The organism is Xanthobacter variabilis, assembly GCF_043831965.2.
Lineage (GTDB): Bacteria > Pseudomonadota > Alphaproteobacteria > Rhizobiales > Xanthobacteraceae > Xanthobacter.
The window spans coordinates 1,822,792-1,840,906 of record NZ_CM195533.1 but is presented as its reverse complement, the minus strand read 5'-3'; the positions used below and the strand labels follow the sequence as shown (position 1 = coordinate 1,840,906).

15 protein-coding genes are annotated in these 18,115 nt (G+C 68.0%); 5 read left to right on the top strand and 10 right to left on the bottom strand.

The genetic code is table 11. The features are described from left to right. The first annotated feature begins 358 nt into the window (after positions 1–358). The 5 genes from V5F26_RS08035 to V5F26_RS08015 all read left to right on the top strand — a co-directional run bounded on the left by V5F26_RS08035 (position 359) and on the right by V5F26_RS08015 (position 6,233). A complete protein-coding gene (locus tag V5F26_RS08035; RefSeq protein WP_394947564.1) occupies positions 359–1,972 on the top strand; it encodes a GMC family oxidoreductase in 1,614 nt (537 codons plus the stop codon). Further along, positions 1,969–3,444 carry an aldehyde dehydrogenase family protein gene (locus V5F26_RS08030; RefSeq protein ID WP_394947565.1) on the top strand — a complete coding sequence of 492 codons (1,476 nt, stop codon included), beginning with the start codon at positions 1,969–1,971 and terminating at the stop codon, positions 3,442–3,444. The genes V5F26_RS08035 and V5F26_RS08030 overlap by 4 nt, the downstream gene beginning before the upstream one ends. A 61-nt stretch (positions 3,445–3,505) precedes the next feature. Next, positions 3,506–4,501 (top strand): ABC transporter substrate-binding protein, encoded by a 996-nt coding sequence (locus V5F26_RS08025; protein WP_394054929.1) that lies wholly within the window; start codon positions 3,506–3,508, stop codon positions 4,499–4,501. 62 nt (positions 4,502–4,563) lie between these two features. Beyond that, on the top strand, positions 4,564–5,412 hold the full coding sequence (locus V5F26_RS08020) for an ABC transporter permease (protein ID WP_394055159.1): 849 nt from the start codon (positions 4,564–4,566) through the stop codon (positions 5,410–5,412). Between the two features lie 17 nt (positions 5,413–5,429). Further along, entirely contained in the window at positions 5,430–6,233 is an 804-nt protein-coding gene (locus V5F26_RS08015; RefSeq protein ID WP_394055161.1) for an ABC transporter ATP-binding protein, read from the top strand. A 143-nt stretch (positions 6,234–6,376) separates the two neighbouring features. Here the strand turns inward: V5F26_RS08015 and V5F26_RS08010 are convergent, their stop codons facing one another. The 10 genes from V5F26_RS08010 to V5F26_RS07965 all read right to left on the bottom strand — a co-directional run bounded on the left by V5F26_RS08010 (position 6,377) and on the right by V5F26_RS07965 (position 17,834). Next, positions 6,377–7,081: an ABC transporter ATP-binding protein gene (locus tag V5F26_RS08010; RefSeq protein ID WP_394947566.1), complete on the bottom strand. Its 705-nt coding sequence runs from the start codon at positions 7,079–7,081 to the stop codon at positions 6,377–6,379. Then, on the bottom strand, positions 7,074–7,871 hold the full coding sequence (locus V5F26_RS08005) for an ABC transporter ATP-binding protein (RefSeq protein ID WP_234051470.1): 798 nt from the start codon (positions 7,869–7,871) through the stop codon (positions 7,074–7,076). Before V5F26_RS08005 ends, V5F26_RS08010 begins: the two co-directional genes overlap by 8 nt. Further along, complete coding sequence (locus V5F26_RS08000; RefSeq protein WP_394054933.1) at positions 7,868–8,899, bottom strand: branched-chain amino acid ABC transporter permease; 1,032 nt, start codon at positions 8,897–8,899, stop codon at positions 7,868–7,870. Before V5F26_RS08000 ends, V5F26_RS08005 begins: the two co-directional genes overlap by 4 nt. Then, entirely contained in the window at positions 8,896–9,768 is an 873-nt protein-coding gene (locus V5F26_RS07995) for a branched-chain amino acid ABC transporter permease (protein WP_394054935.1), read from the bottom strand. The genes V5F26_RS08000 and V5F26_RS07995 overlap by 4 nt, the downstream gene beginning before the upstream one ends. A gap of 271 nt (positions 9,769–10,039) precedes the next feature. After that, positions 10,040–11,191, bottom strand: a complete 1,152-nt coding sequence (locus V5F26_RS07990; RefSeq protein ID WP_394055162.1) for an ABC transporter substrate-binding protein — start codon at positions 11,189–11,191, stop codon at positions 10,040–10,042. A gap of 65 nt (positions 11,192–11,256) precedes the next feature. Then, entirely contained in the window at positions 11,257–12,441 is a 1,185-nt protein-coding gene (locus V5F26_RS07985; RefSeq protein ID WP_394947567.1) for a xanthine dehydrogenase family Fe-S subunit, read from the bottom strand. Continuing rightward, positions 12,438–13,316: an FAD binding domain-containing protein gene (locus V5F26_RS07980; protein WP_394947568.1), complete on the bottom strand. Its 879-nt coding sequence runs from the start codon at positions 13,314–13,316 to the stop codon at positions 12,438–12,440. The genes V5F26_RS07985 and V5F26_RS07980 overlap by 4 nt, the downstream gene beginning before the upstream one ends. Further along, positions 13,313–15,706 carry a xanthine dehydrogenase family protein molybdopterin-binding subunit gene (locus V5F26_RS07975; protein WP_394947569.1) on the bottom strand — a complete coding sequence of 798 codons (2,394 nt, stop codon included), beginning with the start codon at positions 15,704–15,706 and terminating at the stop codon, positions 13,313–13,315. The genes V5F26_RS07980 and V5F26_RS07975 overlap by 4 nt, the downstream gene beginning before the upstream one ends. Next, positions 15,703–16,560 (bottom strand): alpha/beta hydrolase, encoded by an 858-nt coding sequence (locus tag V5F26_RS07970; RefSeq protein ID WP_394947570.1) that lies wholly within the window; start codon positions 16,558–16,560, stop codon positions 15,703–15,705. The genes V5F26_RS07975 and V5F26_RS07970 overlap by 4 nt, the downstream gene beginning before the upstream one ends. Next, positions 16,557–17,834 (bottom strand): amidohydrolase/deacetylase family metallohydrolase, encoded by a 1,278-nt coding sequence (locus V5F26_RS07965; protein ID WP_234051477.1) that lies wholly within the window; start codon positions 17,832–17,834, stop codon positions 16,557–16,559. Before V5F26_RS07965 ends, V5F26_RS07970 begins: the two co-directional genes overlap by 4 nt. Between the last annotated feature and the right edge of the window lie 281 nt (positions 17,835–18,115).

The window sequence follows — 18,115 nt, the reverse complement described above, 5'->3', positions numbered from 1 at the left end:
TTGAGCCGCCCCCGCACCGCCAACGGAGCGGCGTGCCGCGTGCTTGCCCGCCAGCTCTCCCACCTGCGTTCCCAACCGCCACGCCCCTGCGCGGACGCCGTCGTGCCCCGGCCTGGTGACGCCGTTTTCACCACGGCATCGCGTCGTGCACGCAAAAGCGACGCATTATGCGCATCTTGTAAGCAGAGCAGCTCGCGCGGCTGAGCGCCGCCGCCGGCCCCCATCCTCACCTTTCTGCGCAAGCCATTGCCGGATCTACATTTTAGCCGCCGGCCGGATGAATGGCACACTGCATGCAACAGTTCGGCGGTATACTGATGATTTTCCGCGAACGCGGACATCGCGCAGGGAAATGCTCATGCTTGATGCGCCGGCCTTCCAGGAAGGCTTCGATATTGTGGTCTGCGGCGCGGGAGCCGCCGGATGCGTGGTGGCGGGGCGGCTCGCAGCCGACCTCCACCTCAAGGTTCTGCTGCTGGAAGCCGGCGGTGAAGGCGACGTTGAGGAGGTGCGCAACCCCCGTATCTGGATGCGCAACATCGCCTCGGAGCGCGATTGGGACTTCCGCTCAGAGCCCTGCACCGGCCTCAATGGCCGCCGCGCGCCCCTGCCCATGGGCCGGGTGATGGGCGGCGGGTCGGCCATCAATGGCCTGGTGTGGGCGCGCGGGCACAAGAGTGATTTCGACCTGTGGGCGGCGGAGAGCGGCGATGCAGGCTGGAGCTATGAATCCGCCGTCGCCATCTATAAGCGCATCGAGGATTGGGACGGCCCCGCCTCGCCTTTGCGCGGCACGGGCGGCCCCATGCGCATCACCTTGCCGGAAAACCCCATTCCGGTGGTGCACGGCCTGTTGGACGCGGCCGAGGAACAGGGCATTCCCAAGGTCGCGGACCACAATGCCGAGGCCCTGGCCGGTGACGGCTGCGCCGCCATCGCCAATGTGAACATCGCCCGCGACGGCTCGCGCATCACCACCGCCTCGGCCTATGTGGCCCCGCGCCGCCACCGGCCGAACCTCGTTGTGGTGACCGGCGCCCGCGTGCGGCGCGTGAGCATCGAGAATGGCCGCGCCACGGCGGTGGAGTTCGATCAGGGTGGCGCCGTGCACACGGTGCGGGCACGGCACGAGGTGGTGCTGTCCCTAGGCGCCATCAACACCGCCAAGGTGCTGATGCAGTCCGGCATCGGCGATGCCGCGCACCTGAAGCAATTCGGTATTCCGCTGGCCCGGCATCTGCCGGGCGTGGGGCAGAATCTTCAGGATCACATCCTGGTGGCGGGCTGCGTGTTCGAATATCGCACCCCCGAGCCGCCGCGAAACAACTCGGCCGAGTTCACTTTCTTCTGCAAGAGCGACCCGTCTTTGCCCGCGCCGGATCTCCAGCCCATGCTGGAGGAGTGCGCCTTCGGCTCCGAGATCACCCGGCCCGCTTACAATCTGCCGGTGGACCCCGCCCACGCCTTCACCCTCGCGCCCGGCCTGCTGCGGCCCAAGAGCCGGGGCCAGGTGCTGCTGACCGGGGCCGGCCCGGACGACCCGCTGCGCATCGAAGCCAATTTCCTGAGCGCGGAAGAGGATGTGACAGCCCTCATCCGCTGCATCGAGATCTGCCGCGCCATGGGCCATTCGGAAGCGCTGAAGCCGTTCGTGAAACGCGAGCTGATGCCCGGCCCGCTGGACCCGGCGGAGATGGTGACCTTCCTGCGCAATGCCGCCGGCACCTATTTCCACGCCACCTGCACCGCCAAGATGGGTCGCGACGAGATGGCCGTGGTGGACGGTTCCCTGAAGGTGCACGGCATTGCCGGCCTGCGGGTGGCGGATGGCTCCATCATGCCCGCCATCGCCGGCGGCAACACGCTGGCGCCCTGTGTGCTCATCGGCGAGCGCGCGGCCGATCTCATCGCCCGCGACCTTGCCTCATCCTCCTCCCTGAAAGCCCCGGAACGCGACGGAGCCTGCGCATGAATCCCGCTTCCTATGACGTCATCGACGGCGTTCGCACCTACAAGCTGTTCATCAATGGCGAGTGGGTCGCTTCCAGCCGCAACATCACGGCGGACAGCATCAATCCGGCCGATGGCAGCCTGTTCGCCCGCACCCAGCAGGCCGGCGCCGCCGAGGTGACGTGCGCCATCGAGGCCGCCCACGAGGCGTTCGCGGCCTGGGGCTCCAGCCTCGCCAGCACCCGCGAGAAGATGCTGCTGAAGGTCGCCGACGTGATCGAGCAGCGCACCCCCGAGATCCGCGACATGCTGATCGACGAGTGCGGCTCGGTGTTCAACAAGGCCCTGTGGGAAATCGACTACGTCACCGACTGCCTGCGCAGTGCCGCCGGCGACGTGCGCCATGTGATGGGAGAGACCATGCCCGTCACCCAGCCGGGGCAGATCTCCATGTCGGTGCGCCGGCCGCTGGGCGTGGTGGCGGGCATCGCGCCGTTCAATTCGCCCTTCCTGCTCTCCATGAAGAAGATCGCGTTCGCGCTCGCGGCCGGCAACACCTTCGTGCTGAAGCCCTCGGAAGAGACGCCCATTTCCGGCGCCCTCATCGCCGATCTGTTCGAGGAAGCGGGCCTGCCGGCCGGCGTGCTGAACGTGGTGCCGGGCGTGCCCGCCGAGGTGGGCGACATCATGATGGCCGACCCGCGGGTGAAGCTCGTCACCTTCACCGGCTCCACCCGCACCGGCCGCCACCTGGCGGTGGAAGCGGCCAAGCATCTCAAGAAGTTCTGCCTGGAAATGGGCGGCAAGAGCCCGCTCATCGTGCTGAAGGACGCGGACCTGGACTACGCGGTGAATGCCGCCGCCTTCGGCGTGTTCCTGCACCAGGGCCAGGTGTGCATGGCCAATTCCAAGGTGATCGTGGAAGCCCCCATCTTCGACGCCTTCGTGGAACGCTTCGTGGCCAAGGCGAAGACGGTGCCGGTGGGCCACCCGCGCGACACCACCTCCGTCATCGGCCCGCTGATCCGCGAGAGCCAGTGCGCCTTCATCGACACCCAGCTTGCGGACGCTAAGGAGAAGGGCGCGAACGTGCTCACCGGCGGCACCCATGAGGGCCGCTATTTCCAGCCCACCGTGCTCTCCGGCGTCACGCCCGAAATGCGGATCTACCACGAGGAGAGCTTCGGCCCCGTGGTCTCCATCATCCGCGTGGCCGATGCCGAGGAGGCGCTGAAGGTGGCCAACGACACCGCCTATGGCCTGTCCGCCGCCGTCATCACCAACGACCTGCAGAAGGCGTTCGACCTCTCTTTGCGGCTGGAATCCGGCATGGTGCATGTGAATGACTGCACCATTTCCGACGAGCCCCATGTGCCGTTCGGCGGCGTGAAGAATTCCGGCTTCGGCCGCGAAGGCGGGCGCTCGTCCTGGGAAGAGCTGACCGAGCAGAAGTGGATCACCATCCAGATGGGCCAGCGCGAATTTTCTTTCTGACCCCTGACCTCAATCCTTTCCCCAGCTGCCCGAGCGCAGCCTCAACACAGGACCGTTGCGCATGATGACTGCCCCGATCATGAAGAGCGCCCTCTTCGCGGCGTTCGTTGCCTTGGCCGCGCTGCCCGCGCGCGCCGCCGAGATCCCGGCCAAGCCCGAGGCCGGCGCCCTCACCGTGGGCGTGCAGCCCTGGCTCGGCTATGGCCCGCTGCACATCGCGGCGGAAAAGGGCCTCTACAAGAAAGAGGGCCTCACCGACGTCAAGATCGAGAACTTCGTCGAGCAGAAGGACATCAACGCGGCGGTGGCCAGCGGCGCGCTGGACGTGGCGGCGGTGCCCACCAATGCGGCGCTGAGCATGAAGGCCGCCGGCCTGCCCATCAAGATCGTGGCGCTGCTCGACGTCTCCACCACCGCGGACGCCATCCTGGCCGGCCCCGACATCAAGTCCATCAAGGACCTGAAGGGCAAGAAGGTGGCCTATGAGCAGGGCGCGACCTCGGACGTGCTGCTGCAGTACGCGCTGGCCGCCAACGGCCTTTCCATCACCGACATCGAGCAGGTGCCCATGCCCGCCGCCAATGCCGGTGGCGCGCTCATCGCCGGGCAGGTGCCGGTAGCGGTGACCTATGAGCCCTATCTGTCCACCGCCATGCAGCAGGACCCCAAGCTGAAGCTGCTCTACACCGCCGGCGTCAATCCCGGCCTCATCTCCGACGTGCTGGTGGTGCGTGAGGACGTGCTGAAGAAGAAGCCCGGCCAGGTCCTGGCTTTGCTCAAGGCCTGGGACGCCGCGCTGAAGGACTACAACGCCGACGTCGCCGGTGGCCGCGCCATCATCGCCAAGGCGGTGGGCGCCAGCGTGGACGAGCTGAAGACCGCCTTCGACGGCGTGGTGTTCTACTCCATGACCCAGAACAAGGACGCCCTGCCCGGCTCCTTCGCCACCAAGACCCTGGGCGACGTGGCCGATGCCTCGCAGAAGGCCGGCCTGTTGGACAAGCCGGTGGCGGCGGGTGACTTCATCATCGTCGACTTCGTGAAGGCCGTCCCGTGACGGCCCTGGACGGCGGCCTTCGCGGCCCCAACACAGGTGAGGCGACATTGGCCCATTCCGCCATGAACCCGACCCCGAATGCCGCACCGCCGTCCATCCGGCCCGGTCCGCGCCGTCGCAAGCGGCGGCGCGGAGGGTTGCGGGCGCCCATCAGCCGTGGGCGCTTCGCCGGCATCGCGGTGCTGGTGTTCGGCGCCATCGCGCTCTGCTGGGTCGCGGCGGCGGCGGCGGGTGTGGTGCGCCCCATCTTCCTGCCCTCGCCCATGAGCGTCATCGCCCAGCTCGGCAAGCTCGCCGCCGACGGCACGCTCTGGAACGACATGGGCATTTCCATCTACCGCATCATGGTGGGCTTCCTCATCGCCTCGGTGATGGCGATCCCGCTGGGGCTGCTGGTGGGCAGCTATTTCACCTGGGAAGCGGCCATCGAGCCCCTGGTGGATTTCGTGCGCTACATGCCGGTGGTGGCCTTCGTGCCGCTCTCCATCCTGTGGGTGGGCACCGGGGACGCGCAGAAGTTCCTCATCATCTGGATCGGAACCTTCTTCCAGCAGGTCCTGCTGGTGATGGACGTGGTGAAGCGGGTGCCCAAGGACTTCATCGGCCTCGGCCGCACGCTGGGCCTGCCGGACCGCAAGATCATCACCCGCATCATCCTGCCCAGCGCCATGCCGGGCATCTGGGACACGTTGCGCATCAGTCTCGGCTGGGCGTGGACCTGGCTGGTTGTGGCCGAGCTTGTGGCCGCGACCTCGGGCCTGGGCTACCGCATCGTGGTGGCGCAGCGGTTTTTCCAGACCAACACCATCTTCGGCTACATCCTGCTTCTGGGCGTGCTCGGGCTTCTCACCGACCAGCTCATGAAGGCGGCCGCCACCCACCTCTTCCGCTACACCACGAGGGGACGATGACCGCGCCCGCCACCTCCATGGCCACCCCAAAGCTGGCCATCCGCCATCTCAACAAGAGCTTCGGCGCCGGCGCGCAGCAGATCGAGATCCTGCGCGACATCAATCTCGACCTTGCCACCAACGAGTTCGTCTCCCTGGTGGGCACCTCCGGCTGCGGCAAGAGCACCCTGCTGTCCATCGTCGCCGGGCTCGAGACCTTCGATGATCCCACGAGCGGCACCGGGGACTATTCCCCGGTGCACATCGACGGCGCGCCGGTGTTCGAGGCGGGGCTCGACCGGGGCGTGGTGTTCCAGTCCTATACGCTGCTGCCCTGGCTCACGGCGCGGCAGAATGTGGAATTCGCCCTGCAGGCCGCCGGCATGGAGGCGGCCGAGCGCCGCCGCGTGGCGGAAGAGCACATTGCCCTCGTGAAGCTGGAGCACTTCGCCGATGCCTATCCCGCGGAGCTTTCCGGCGGCATGAAGCAGCGCGTGGCCATCGCCCGCGCCCTCTCCTACCGCCCGAAGATGCTGCTCATGGACGAGCCCTTCGGCGCCCTCGACGCCCTCACCCGCCAGCAGATGCAGGAGCTGCTCATCGAGGTGTGGGAGAAGCACAAGCTGACCGTGCTGTTCGTGACCCACGACGTGGAAGAGGCGGTCTACCTCTCCGACCGCATCGTGGTGATGGGCATCGGCCCGGGCCGCGTGCGCGAGACGTTCCAGGTGGATCTGCCCCGCCCGCGTCCGCCGGAAATCGTGGAGAGCGAGGACTTTCTCGCCCTCCAGCACAAGGTTCTGCGGGCCATCCGCGAGGCGGCCCAAAGGCTGCCATCCTGACACCCCTCTTCCGCGTTCATCACCCCCCATGACTGGCCGGCGCCCTCGGGTGCCGGCTTTTTTTTGCGCCGGGGGCCGGGCACGAAAAAGGGCGGGATCGCTCCCGCCCCTGGTTCCGCTCCAGCGCCGCGCGGCCGTGGCCGTCACCCGCCGAGATAGGCCGCCCGCACGTGGGGATCGCCGATGAGCTCGGCGCCCTGCCCCGCCATCACGATGCTGCCGGCTTCCAGCAGGTAGGCGTAATCGCACAGCTCCAGCGCCGCGAAGGCGTTCTGCTCCACCAGCAGCACCGTGGTGCCCGCATCGCGGATGCCGCCGATGATGGAGAACATCTGCTCCACGATGTTCGGCGCGAGGCCGAGGGACGGCTCGTCGAACAGTACCAGGCGCGGGCGGGACATGAGGGCCCGGCCGATGGCCAGCATCTGCTGCTCGCCGCCGGAAAGGGTGCCGGCCATCTGGTGGCGCCGCTCCGCAAGGCGCGGGAAGCTCTCATAGATGCGCTCATAGTCCTCGCGCAGGCTGGAATCGCCGCTGCGGAGATAGGCGCCCATGGCGAGGTTGTCGGCCACGCTCATGTGCGGGAACACCCGCCGGCCTTCCGGACAATGGGCAACCCCCATGCGCAGCATCTTCTGCGGGCTGGCGCGGGTCACGTCCTCGCCATCGAGGCGGATGGTGCCGGAGCGGGCCGGAACGAGGCCGGAAATGGTGCGCAGCGTGGTGGACTTGCCCGCCCCGTTCGCCCCCACCAGGGCCACCAGCTGGCCCCGCTCGACCTTGATCGAAATGCCCCGAAGGGCCGTCACCTGGCCGTAGCCGCAGACGAGATCGGAAATCTCAAGCATGGGCCGCTTCCTTCTCTTCCAGCCGCGCCGCGCTCTTGCCGAGATAGGCCTCGATCACCGCCGGATTGTTGCGGATCTCGGCCGGCGAGCCCTCGGCGATGAGGCGGCCGTAATTGAGGCACACGATGCGGTCCGAAACCTCCATCACCATGGGCATGTCGTGCTCCACGAGGAGGATGGAGACCCCCTCCCCCCGCACCTTGCGGATGAGACGCACAAAGCCCTGGGTCTCGGACGCGTTCATGCCGGAAACCGGCTCGTCCAGCAGCAACATGCGCGGCTCGGTGGCCAGCGCCAAAGCGAAGCCCACCAGCCGTTGCTCGCCATAGGACAGCGAGCCGGCCAGCTCCTGCGCCCGATGGGACAGGCCGACGAGATCGATGATCTCCTCCGCCCGGGCCCGGGCCGCCTTCTCCGCGGCGCGGGCGCCGGGGGTGGGCAGAAGGCGGTCCAGGAGGCCCGGGCTGCCGAAGCGGTGCAGGCCGATCAGCACATTGTCGAGCACCGTGTCGTCGGCGAACACGCTGGTGCGCTGGAAGGTGCGGGCAAGGCCCAGGCGGGTGATCTCATTGGGCCGCGTCTTGGCGAGATCGCGGCCGCGGAACACCACCCGGCCCTGGGTGGGCTTCAAGAAGCCCGACATGATGTTGAACGCCGTGGTCTTGCCGGCGCCATTGGGGCCGATAAGGCTCAGGATCTCGCCTTCATGCACATCGAAATGCAGGTCCGAGATGGCCGTGAGCCCGCCGAAGCGCATGCCCACATGCTCCACATTGAGGATGGTGCTCATGGGCGGGCTCCCGCTTCGAGGGGCTTGCCCGGCGCCGCCTTGGGCGCCTTGCGGCGCGTCAGGGCCTCAAGGGCCGGGACGATGCCCTTGGGCATCACGAACAGGATGGCGATCAGGATGGCGCCATAGACGATCCACTGCGCCTCAGGCGCCATCACCGGGCGCAGCGCCACCGGCAGCAGGCCAAAGATGAGCCCGCCAACCAGCGGCCCCGCCAGCGTGCCCTTGCCGCCCGCCACCACCATGATGACCATTGTGACCGTGTAGGAGAACAGGAACACGTCGGGATCGATGATGCGGATGTAGTGGGCATAGAGGCTGCCGGCCGCCCCCGCCATGGCCGCCGAGATGGTGGCCGCGATGGTGAGCGTGCGCGTGGCATTGATGCCGAGCGACAGCGCCAGGGACTCGTTCTCCTTCAGCCCGCGCATGGCCCGGCCGAAGCGCGAGGCCACGAGGCCGCCGACCACGAGATAGCTCAGCGCCGCCACCACCAGCACCAGATAATAGTTCTCCACCTTCGAGCGCAGCGTAAGCTCGCCGAGGCCGGGCAGCGGCAGCGTCATGTTGGGAATGGACGTGAGCGCCAGGGGCCCCTGGGTCAGCTCCACCCAGTTCAGCGCCACCAGCCGCACCACTTCGGCGAACGAGATGGTGACGATGACGAAATAGGCCCCGCGCACCCGGAACGACAGCCGGCCGATGAGAAAGCCGGTGAGCCCGGTGATGACGATGGCGAGCAGGAAGCCCACGATGGGGTCCCCGCCCTCATAGGTCACCCGGAGGCCGAACGGCAGGCCCACATCGAACCCAAGCGCCGTGAGCGCGCTCACATAGGCGCCGATGCCGAAGAAGGCGACGTGCCCCAGGCTCAGCTGGCCGGTGAAGCCCAGCAGCAGATTGAGGCTCATGGCGCAGATGGTGAAGATGCCCGTGATGATGAGGGCGTTGAGCAGATACGGATCCTTGAGGACCAGCGGCAGCAGCGCCGCCGCCACCAGGAAGAGGGGGGCGAGAAGCTTGGTCATCCGATCCGCTCCGCGCGGGCGAACAGGCCGGTGGGCTTCACCAGCAGCACCGCGATGATGATGAGAAAGCCCATGGCGTCGCGATAGCCCGAGGAGATGTAGCCGGCGCCGATCTCCTCCGCGAAGGCCAGGATGAAGCCGCCAATGGTGGCGCCCGAAATGGAGCCCAGCCCGCCGAGGATGACGATGGCGAACGCCTTCACCGCGGCCAGGTCGCCCATCTGCGGAAACACCACATAGACCGGGCCCAGCAGCGCACCCGCCGCAGCTGCCAGCGCCGAGCCGATGGCGAAGGTGGCCGTGTAGATGAGGGACACGTTCACGCCCATGAGCGCGGCCGTGTCATGATCCTGGAAGGTGGCGCGCATGGCGCGGCCGAGCTTGGTGCCGTTGATGGTGAAATAGGTGAGCACGATCAGCGCCAGCGCCGCGAAGAACACGAACAGGCGCACATAGGAGAGCGAGACCGGCCCGATCACCAGCGGCTCGGCGGGAAAGGGCGTGGGCACGGCCTTGGCGACGCCGCCGAAGATCCACAGGGTGCCCGATTGCAGGATGATGCCTGTGCCGATCATCACCAGCATGGTGGTGTCGATGTCGGACCGGCGCAGCGGGCGCAGCAGCGCAAATTCGATGATCGCGCCCATGATGAGGCCCGCCACCACCGCCACCGGCAGCGCCACGAAGAAGTTGAGCCCCAGCGCCACCGCCGCCAGATACATGGCGTAGGCACCGAAGGTATAAATGGCCCCGTGGGTGAAATTCACCACGTTCATGATGCCGAAGATCAAGGTGAGGCCGATGCCGAGGAGCGCATAGGTGCCGCCAAGCACCGATGCGTTGACGATGTGTTGTAGAAATTGGTCCATCCGGCCTGTCCTTAGAGCCAATCCAGCAGAAGCATGACGCGGTGCTGCGTTCGGATTTGCGCTCTCACGGTGAGTTGGAACAGGTTCGGCGAACCGGTGCTTGCCGAGCCTGTTCTAGGGTCGTTCGGGGCAAGCGCGGCGCGGCGGCTGAACCGCGCCGGCAAGGGCAATGCGGAGAGCGAGGGGGCGGCGCCGCGTGCCAGGCAGTTGGCATGGGAGCCGCCCCTCGCCCCATTCCCCTCCCTTTCGGGGAGCGGGAAGCGGCGATGGCTCAGAGCTTGACGGGCGAGATCTTTCCTTCGGAAATCTCGATCAGATAGACCTCGGGCTTGCTCTGCCCGCTCTCCTTGCCCGCCGGGCCGGCCTTCTCGAACTTGATGGGACCGTTGAGACCCTTCAGGTCCACCTTCCAGAAGCCCTTGACGATGGAGGCCGGATCGGTGGCGCCGCCGGCCTGGATGGCGGCCGCGATGGTGCGGATGCCGTCATAGCCGCGGAAGCTCTCGGTGGTGCCGGCGAAGTCGTAGCCGCGCTTCTTCCACTCGTTGATGAAGTATTCGGCCGCCTGCGGGTTGGGGCTCTTCTCGGGCCACCAGGGCGCGAAGGTGACGAGATGCATCGTGCCGTTGGCGGTGGCGCCGGCCTGGGCCACGATCTGGTCCGGGTTCTGCGAGCCGCCGGTGGTGATGATGCGCTTCTTCAGGCCCAGAGCCGCCATCTGCTTGAACAGCAGGGTGAGCTGATCCACCGCCGCGGTAATCATGATGGTGTCGGCGTCGGAAGCCTTCAGCTTGGCGAGCTGGGCGCTCATGTCCTGGGACGACTGGTCCATGGTCTCCATGAGACCCACCTCGACGCCCTTGGACTTCAGCACCTTGGAGAAGTCGGCGGCGGCGCCCCGGCCCCAGTCATTGTTGATGACCAGGAAGTCCACCTTCTTGATGCCGAGCTTGGTGGCGATGGGGCCGAACGCCTCCGCCTCCACCGCCGACGGCGGGGCGATGCGGAACACATAGGGATTGCCCTGGGTGGTGATCTTGCCGGAGGACGAGGTCTCAACCAGCATCGGCACCGAGTATTCTTCCAGCTTCGGCATGGTGGCCAGCGTCAGGCTGGAACCCCAGGCGCCCATCATCACCGGAACCTTGTCGGAGGTGATGAGCTTTTCGGCCACGGCGGCGGCCTCGGTCGGGTTGCTCTTGTTGTCCTCGATCACCAGCTCGATCTTCTTGCCGAGCACGCCGCCCTTGGCGTTGATCTCGTCGGCGGCGATCTTCGCGCCGTTGGTCACATAGGTGCCGGAAGCCGCGAAGGCGCCGGTCAGCGGCTCGTTCACGCCGATCTTGATGGTGTCGTCGGCGGCGAAGGCCGTGGAGCACATCAGCGCGAAGGCCATGGCGGCCAGCGTCGTCCTGCGGGTCATCTGCATGTTTGAACTCCAGTTTCTCGGGGCAAAGGGGACTTGGTTGGAAAAGGGGAATGAAGGCGCTACCCGCCGATCAGTGCCTTCAGGCGCTGGGCGAGGAGCGAGAACAGGAGGCGCAGCGGATTGACGCCGCCGCTGGAGGCCGCGGGCGCCGGGGCGCCCTTCAGCCGGGCCTCGAGATGGGCGGCGAACTCCGCGATCAGCCGGCCCGCCACCTCCCGAACGAGGCCCGGACGGCCGAACTGGGCCAGCGGGCCCTTCAGCGTGTAGCCCACCGTCAGGTCCACCCGCGCCGTGCCGGGGGCCGTGCCCTCCAGCACCCGGTAGCGGATCTCGCCCTGGGTGGAGGAGCGCCCGTCAGCCCCCGCGCCCAGGATGACGCCGCTCTGGGTCGCCTCGTCCCGGGTCACGCGCGCGGTGCCACGGAAGGTGGTGGAGATGGGGCCGAGCTTCACCTTCATGCCGCCCTCGACCCGCTCGGGCTCGGGCATGGCCTCCACCACCGCGCCGGGCAGGCAGGCCGCCACCTCGCGAATGTCCGCGAAGAAGGCGAACACCTGCTCGGGCGGGAAGGCGAGTTCGAAGCTCTGCTCGAAACTGTTGGCGGGCTTGAAATCGGCGGCGATGGCCACGGTGGCGGCGGCCGGCTGCGCGGCCTTCTCCACCACCAGCGGCACGGCCGCCACCGCCTCGCCCGAGCGCGCACCCACCGGCCCCAAAGCCCGCGCGTCGCTCACCGGCGCGATGCCACGGGCGCGCCGGTCGGCGATGACCGAGGCCACCGCCTTCACGATGCCCGCATAGCCGGTGCAGCGGCACAGATTGCCGGCCAGCCCGTAGCGGATGCGCGTCTCGTCCGCCTCGGCCAGGCGCAGCACCAGGTCGCGCGACGACACCAGCATGCCGGGCGTGCAGAAGCCGCATTGCAAGGCGTGCTCGCGATTGAAGGCGGCGCGCAGCTCGCTCGTCACCTCGTCATCGTCGAGGCCCTCGATGGTGGTCACCTGCGCGCCGGCGCAGGTGACGGCGAAGGAGAGGCAGGCGCGCGCCGGCTCTCCATCCACCAGCACGGTGCAGGCGCCGCACACCCCATGCTCGCAGCCGATATGGGTGCCGGTGGCGTCGAGCGCGTCGCGCACATAATCGGCGAGATTGGTGCGCGGCTCCACATCGGCCGCCACGGCGCGTCCGTTGAGGGTCAGGGCCACGGTCCGGGTGGTGCCGGATGCACGCAAGGGGGCGTTCATGCGGCGCTCCTGGAAGTGGGGGATGACTGGGGGGAGAAGAGGCCATCGGCCTGCCGCACCGCGCGCCGCAGCACCTCCACGTGAATGTGGCGCTCCACCGGATCGCTCACCCCCGCGTCGAACAGGGCGATGGCGGCGGCGGTGGCATCGAAGCGGCCGGCGAAGGCCGCATCCACGCGGCCGCCGAACAGCTCCCGCGCATCGGCGATGACGAGAGGGGGCGCGTCGATGGCGCCCATCAGCGCGCGGGCCGTGCCCTTTTGCGGATCGATCAGCAGCGCGCCGGTGGCGTGGGCGAACTCACCCACCTTGCGGCAGTGCTTCGCGTAGCCGAAACGGGCGCTTGCCGGCACCTTGGGCACGCGCACCGCCACCAGCATCTCGCCCGCGCCGAGCGCCGTGGACAGGGCGCCGGTGAGGAAATCCCCCAGCCCCAGCCAGCGGCGACCGGAGGGGCCGGCGATCTCCACATCCGCGCCGAGGGCGGAAAGGGCATTCACCCAGTCGGCGGCGGGGTCGGCATGGGCGAGGCTGCCGCCCATGGTGCCGCGATTGCGCACCGCCCGATAGGCGATGCCCGCGGCCACGCGGCTCAGCACATGGGCGCCCACATCCGGCGCGCGCCCATCCTCCACGTCCGCATGGGTGACGAGAGCGCCATAGACGATGGCCCCCTCCTCCTCGCGCACGCTCTTGAGCGCGGCGATGCCGGTGATGTCCACCACCAGAGACGGCTGGGCGAGGCGCAGATTGAGCATGGGCCCGAAGGACTGGCCACCGGCCATCACCTTGGCGCCGTCTGCGCCCTCCGCCAGCAGGGCCACGGCGGCCTCGATCTCACGGGGACGGGCGATCTCGAACGGGGCGGGCTTCATGCGGCGCTCCTGTTGGCCGAGGCGCCCCGCTTCTCGGCAAGGCCGGCCTCGCGGGCGGCAAGCACCTGCTCGACGATCCGCCGGGGGGTGACGGGCGAGCGCATCATCTCCACGCCCAGGGGACGCAGCGCGTCGTTGATCGCGTTGGCGATGGCCGCAGGCGGGGCGATGGCCCCACCCTCGCCGATGCCCTTCACGCCGAAGCGGGTGTAGGGCGAAGGCGTCTCCATGTGGCCGATGAAGGGGGCCGGCACTTCCGGCGCCCCGGGCAGCAGATAATCCGCCAAAGTGGAGGCCAGCGGCTGGCCGGAGCTGTCGAACGCCATTTCCTCATAGAGGGCGGTGCCGATGCCCTGGGCGAGGCCGCCCAGGATCTGGCCATCCACCACCATGGGGTTCACCAGCACGCCGCCGTCTTCCACGATGACGTAGTCGAGCAGCTCCACCTCGCCGATCTCGGGATCCACCGCCACCACCACCGCGTGGGTGGCATAGCTGAATGTGCCGCTGTCGCGCAGGGGCTTGTAGCCGGAGGTCACCTCCAGGCCGCCACCATCCACGTCGGCGGGCAGGTCCTGGGGCCGGCGATACCAGGTGTGGGCGATCTCGTTCACGCCCACATCGCCATGGGGGCCGATGACGCGCCCGTTCTCGAACCGCACATCCGCGAGGTCCGCCTGCAGCATGTGGGCGCCGATGCGGCGGATGCGCTCGGACAGCTCCGTGCAGGCGGTGGCCACCGCGCCGCCGGCCATCACCATCACCCGCGAGCCCCAGCTGCCGGTGGAATAGGGCGTCATGGCCGTGTCGCCATAGAACACGCGGGTGCGGGCGACCGGAATGCCGAGAATCTCGTGGGCCACCTGGGCCAAGGTGGTTTCCAGGCTCTGGCCGTGGGAGTGGACGCCCACCCGCAATTCGAGCCCGCCATCGGGGGTGAGGCGCGCGCCGGCCTGCTCGTGGCCGGGCACCATGGGAATGCCCCAGCCGGAATAGACCGAGGTGCCGTGGGCTCCCTGCTCGCAATAGATGGACAGGCCAAGGCCGATGCGCCGGCCATCCGGCTCACCCGCCTTCTGGCGCGCGCGCACCTTTTCCGGGTCGATGGCGATGAGCGCCCGCTTCAGGACTTCCGGATAGTCGCCGCTGTCGAAGTGCTTCTTGGTGATGTTGTCGAAGGGCATCTGCTCCGGACGCACCAGATTCTTGAGGCGCACCACTTCCGGCGGCAGGCCCAGCTCCGCCGCGAGCGCATCCAGCGCCACTTCCAGCGCGAAGCACACGCCGGTGCGGGCGACGCCGCGATAGGGCAGGATCGGGCACTTGTTGGTGGCCACCGACCAGGTGCGGCAGCGATAGGAGGGGAAATCGTAGGGCCCCGGCAGGATGGAGGCCACCTGCGCGGCTTCCAGGCACGCGGAGAAGGGATAGGCAGAATAGGCGCCGCTATCGACCGTGGCCTCGCAATCGATGCCGCGCAGCGTGCCATCGCGCTCGGCATAGAGGGTCAGCTCGTAATGGTGTTCGCGGCAATTGGCGTTGGCCGTCAGGTGCTCGCGGCGATCTTCCAGCCAGCGCACGGGGGTGCCGAGCTTGCGGGCGAGCCAGGCCAGGCACACATCCTCCGACAGCAGAATGGCCTTGTAGCCGAAGCCGCCGCCCACATCGGGGGAGATGATGCGGATCTGCCCTTCGTCCAGCTCCAGGCATTCGGAGAGGCCCGAGCGCACGATGTGGGGCATCTGGCTCGCGGTATAGACCACAAGCTGGTCCATGCGATGGTCGAGATGCACCACCGTGCCGCGCCCCTCGATGGGCGCCATGCACTGGCGGGCCGTGGAAATGGTGCGCGTCACCTTCACCGGGGCGTCGAAGGCGGCCTCGATGTTCACATTCACCAGGGATTCGAGGAAGACGTTGTCGCCCCAATGCTCGTGCACCAGAGCGGCGCCGGGCTTCCGCGCCTCCAGCATGTCGTGGAGGGCCGGCAGCTCCTCCAGGTCCAGCTCTACCCGGGCGGCCATGTCCTCCGCCTCGGCGCGGGTGGGGGCGACGCACATGGCGATGAGCTCACCCACCTGGCGCACCTTGTCGGTGGCCAGAACCGGCTGTTCCGACACCTTGAAGCCGGGCAGGCCGGACACGGCACGGATGTTCTTCACCCCGTCGAGGTCGGCGGCGGTGAAGACGCGGCCCTTCAGGTCCTCCGGCACGTGAATGCCGCGGATGCGCGCATGGGCCAGCGGGCTGCGCACGAAGGCCACGTCCTGCATGCCAGGCAAGCGGATGTCAGCGATATACTGGCCGCGCCCGCGCATCAGCCGGTCGTCTTCCTTGCGGGGCAGGCGCGCGCCCACGCCCTCGCCCGGCTGGGTGACGTCCTTCATCATGCCGTCCTTCCGCTGACGAGATCGAGGGCCGCGCGCGTCAGGCGACCTTCCGGGTCGCGCAGCTCTTCGAGGATGGAGAAGTGGTTGGCCCCCGCGATGGGCAGCACCGAAACCGGCGCGCCGGCCGCCACGCGGCGCGCGGCGAGGGCTTCGGAATCGTGCACCAGCGCGGGCACCTCGGCCGTGCCGTAGGAAATGGCGAGATGCTTGCTGCAGACCGGAAGGCGCAGCGGAGAAAGGGTCGCAATCTCCTCGTCCGAGAGCTGAAGCGCCCCATTCAGGAAGGTGTCGCGGATGGGGGCGAGCTCATACACGCCGGAAATGGCGAGGCCCGCCGTCACCAGCGGATGGTCGAGCTGCATCACCGCCAGTTGCGCGCCGGCCGACCAGCCGGAGAGCACCACCGGCCCGGTGACACCCAGCCGCCCACCCTCGCGCGCCAGGAAATCGAGCGCGGCGCCAATCTCGGCCACGATGTCGGCCAGCCGCGCCTCAGGCGCCAGCGAATAGCTGGGCAGCACCACCGACCAGCCGTGAGCGGCGAGCCCTTGCGCATAATGGGCGAACACCTCGCGCGAATTGCGCTGCCAGTAGCCGCCATGGAGGAACACGAGAGTGGGGGCACCGGCCGCGCCGGAGAACAGGTCCAGCTTCTGGCGCCCGCCGGGGCCATAGGCGATGTCGAGCCCCTCCGGACGCGCGGCGCGATAGGCGGCCGCCGCCACATCGCGCGCGGCGACCCAGTCCGCGCTGTCGGCCACCGCGGCATTGTTGTTGTAGGCGGCGTCCCGCTCGGTCTGGGACAGGGTGTCCCAGACCTCTTGCGGAGCCTTCTGCGTGGCGGGCGCGCTCACGCCGCCACCACTTCCGGCAGGATCGGCGCATCAGCGTCGAAGCGCTCGCCATTGCGCAGGCAGAAGGCCGGCGTCAGCAGGCGATCGGTGACCACCTTGGTGTCCTCGTTGTCGCGCAGCAGGAAGCTGCCGCGATTGTCGTCGAGCACCGAGATGTCCGCCGCATAGCCCACCTTGAGGGCGCCGAGACGATCCGAAAGACCGAGCATGGCGGCAGGGTTGGCGGTGACCATGGGCACCACCTGCTCCAGCGGCAGGCCCAGGGCCATCATGGAGCTCATCGCCTGGGTGAGGCTGAAGCGGGCCTGGCCCTTGAAGGGATGGTTCTCGTCGTCGGGATGCTCGGCGGGGGTGCCGGGAGGGGCCGGCACATAGGTGTTGTAGCCGTGCATGTCGGCGCCCAGCGTGTGGGGCACCACGCCGGCCGCGATGGCCTTCCTGGCGATGCGGTAGGAGAAGTGGCTGCCGTGGCCCACATCGATCTTCAGGCCGCGATCGAGGGCCGCCTTGATCACGTCGTGCACCTTGCCGTCGCGGTTCACGAAGCCGCCCGGATTGCGCGTGAACGGATGGGCCAGGATGTCGCCCTCCTTCAGGAGCGGAATGACCCGGTCCAGGATGGTGTCCGCATCCTCGCCATTGGTGCCGCTCGCCGGCAGGCCCCACAGGGCGCCAAAATGGACATAGAGCGGGATCTCGGCGCGGCGGGCGATCTCCACCGCCATTTCCATCACCTTGATGCCCCAGCGGGCGAAGCCGCCGATTTCCGCATGCCCCTTGATGCCGCGCACCAGGTCGCGGTTCGCGATGGCGGCCCGCACGGTGGCGTCCACATCCACGCATTCAGGGCTGTAGAGGTTCGGATAGTAATGGCCTTCCAGGCCACCGACGAGATAGGCGGAGAGGAAGGAATAAACGCGGGTCTTCTTCGGCTCCACCATGAACTTGCGGAAGCCCGGCAAGGTCATGCAGGAGGCGCCGCCCTGATCCACCACCGAAGTGACGGCGGAGTGCACGCCCACCATGTCCGGATCCAGCCCGAAGCGGCCGCTCACATACTGGTAGCAGTGACCGTGGGTATCGATCATGCCCGGCAGCACCAGCTTGCCCGAGACGTCGATCACGGTGTTGGCGCTCGCCGGAAGAATGGTCTCCTCAATGGCGGCGACCCGTCCGTCGCGCACAGCCACATCGAACACGCCATCACGCCCCGAAGCCGGGCAGATCACCCGCCCACCCTTCAGAAGGATGTCGTAACCCACTGACTTAACCATAAAATTCTCCGTCGTCGGCGAGCGATCCGTGACCGCTCAATTACGAAGCATGCTTCGCATCTCAATATGCAGGGGGCATGCCAACGATTGACATGAATCAAGCGAAAGGGGCTGAGACCGGCCGCGGATGACGCTGCGACAGCCGACGTGACGGCGGGCTCGGAGGCCTGAAGGTGGTGCGGTGACGGGGGTTTGCTCCAGCTGCCCGCGCTCACGGCACCCTTGCCCCGCAAGCATGCAAATTGTTTCCAAACGCGGAGCGCCATCGCCCTCCACGCGCG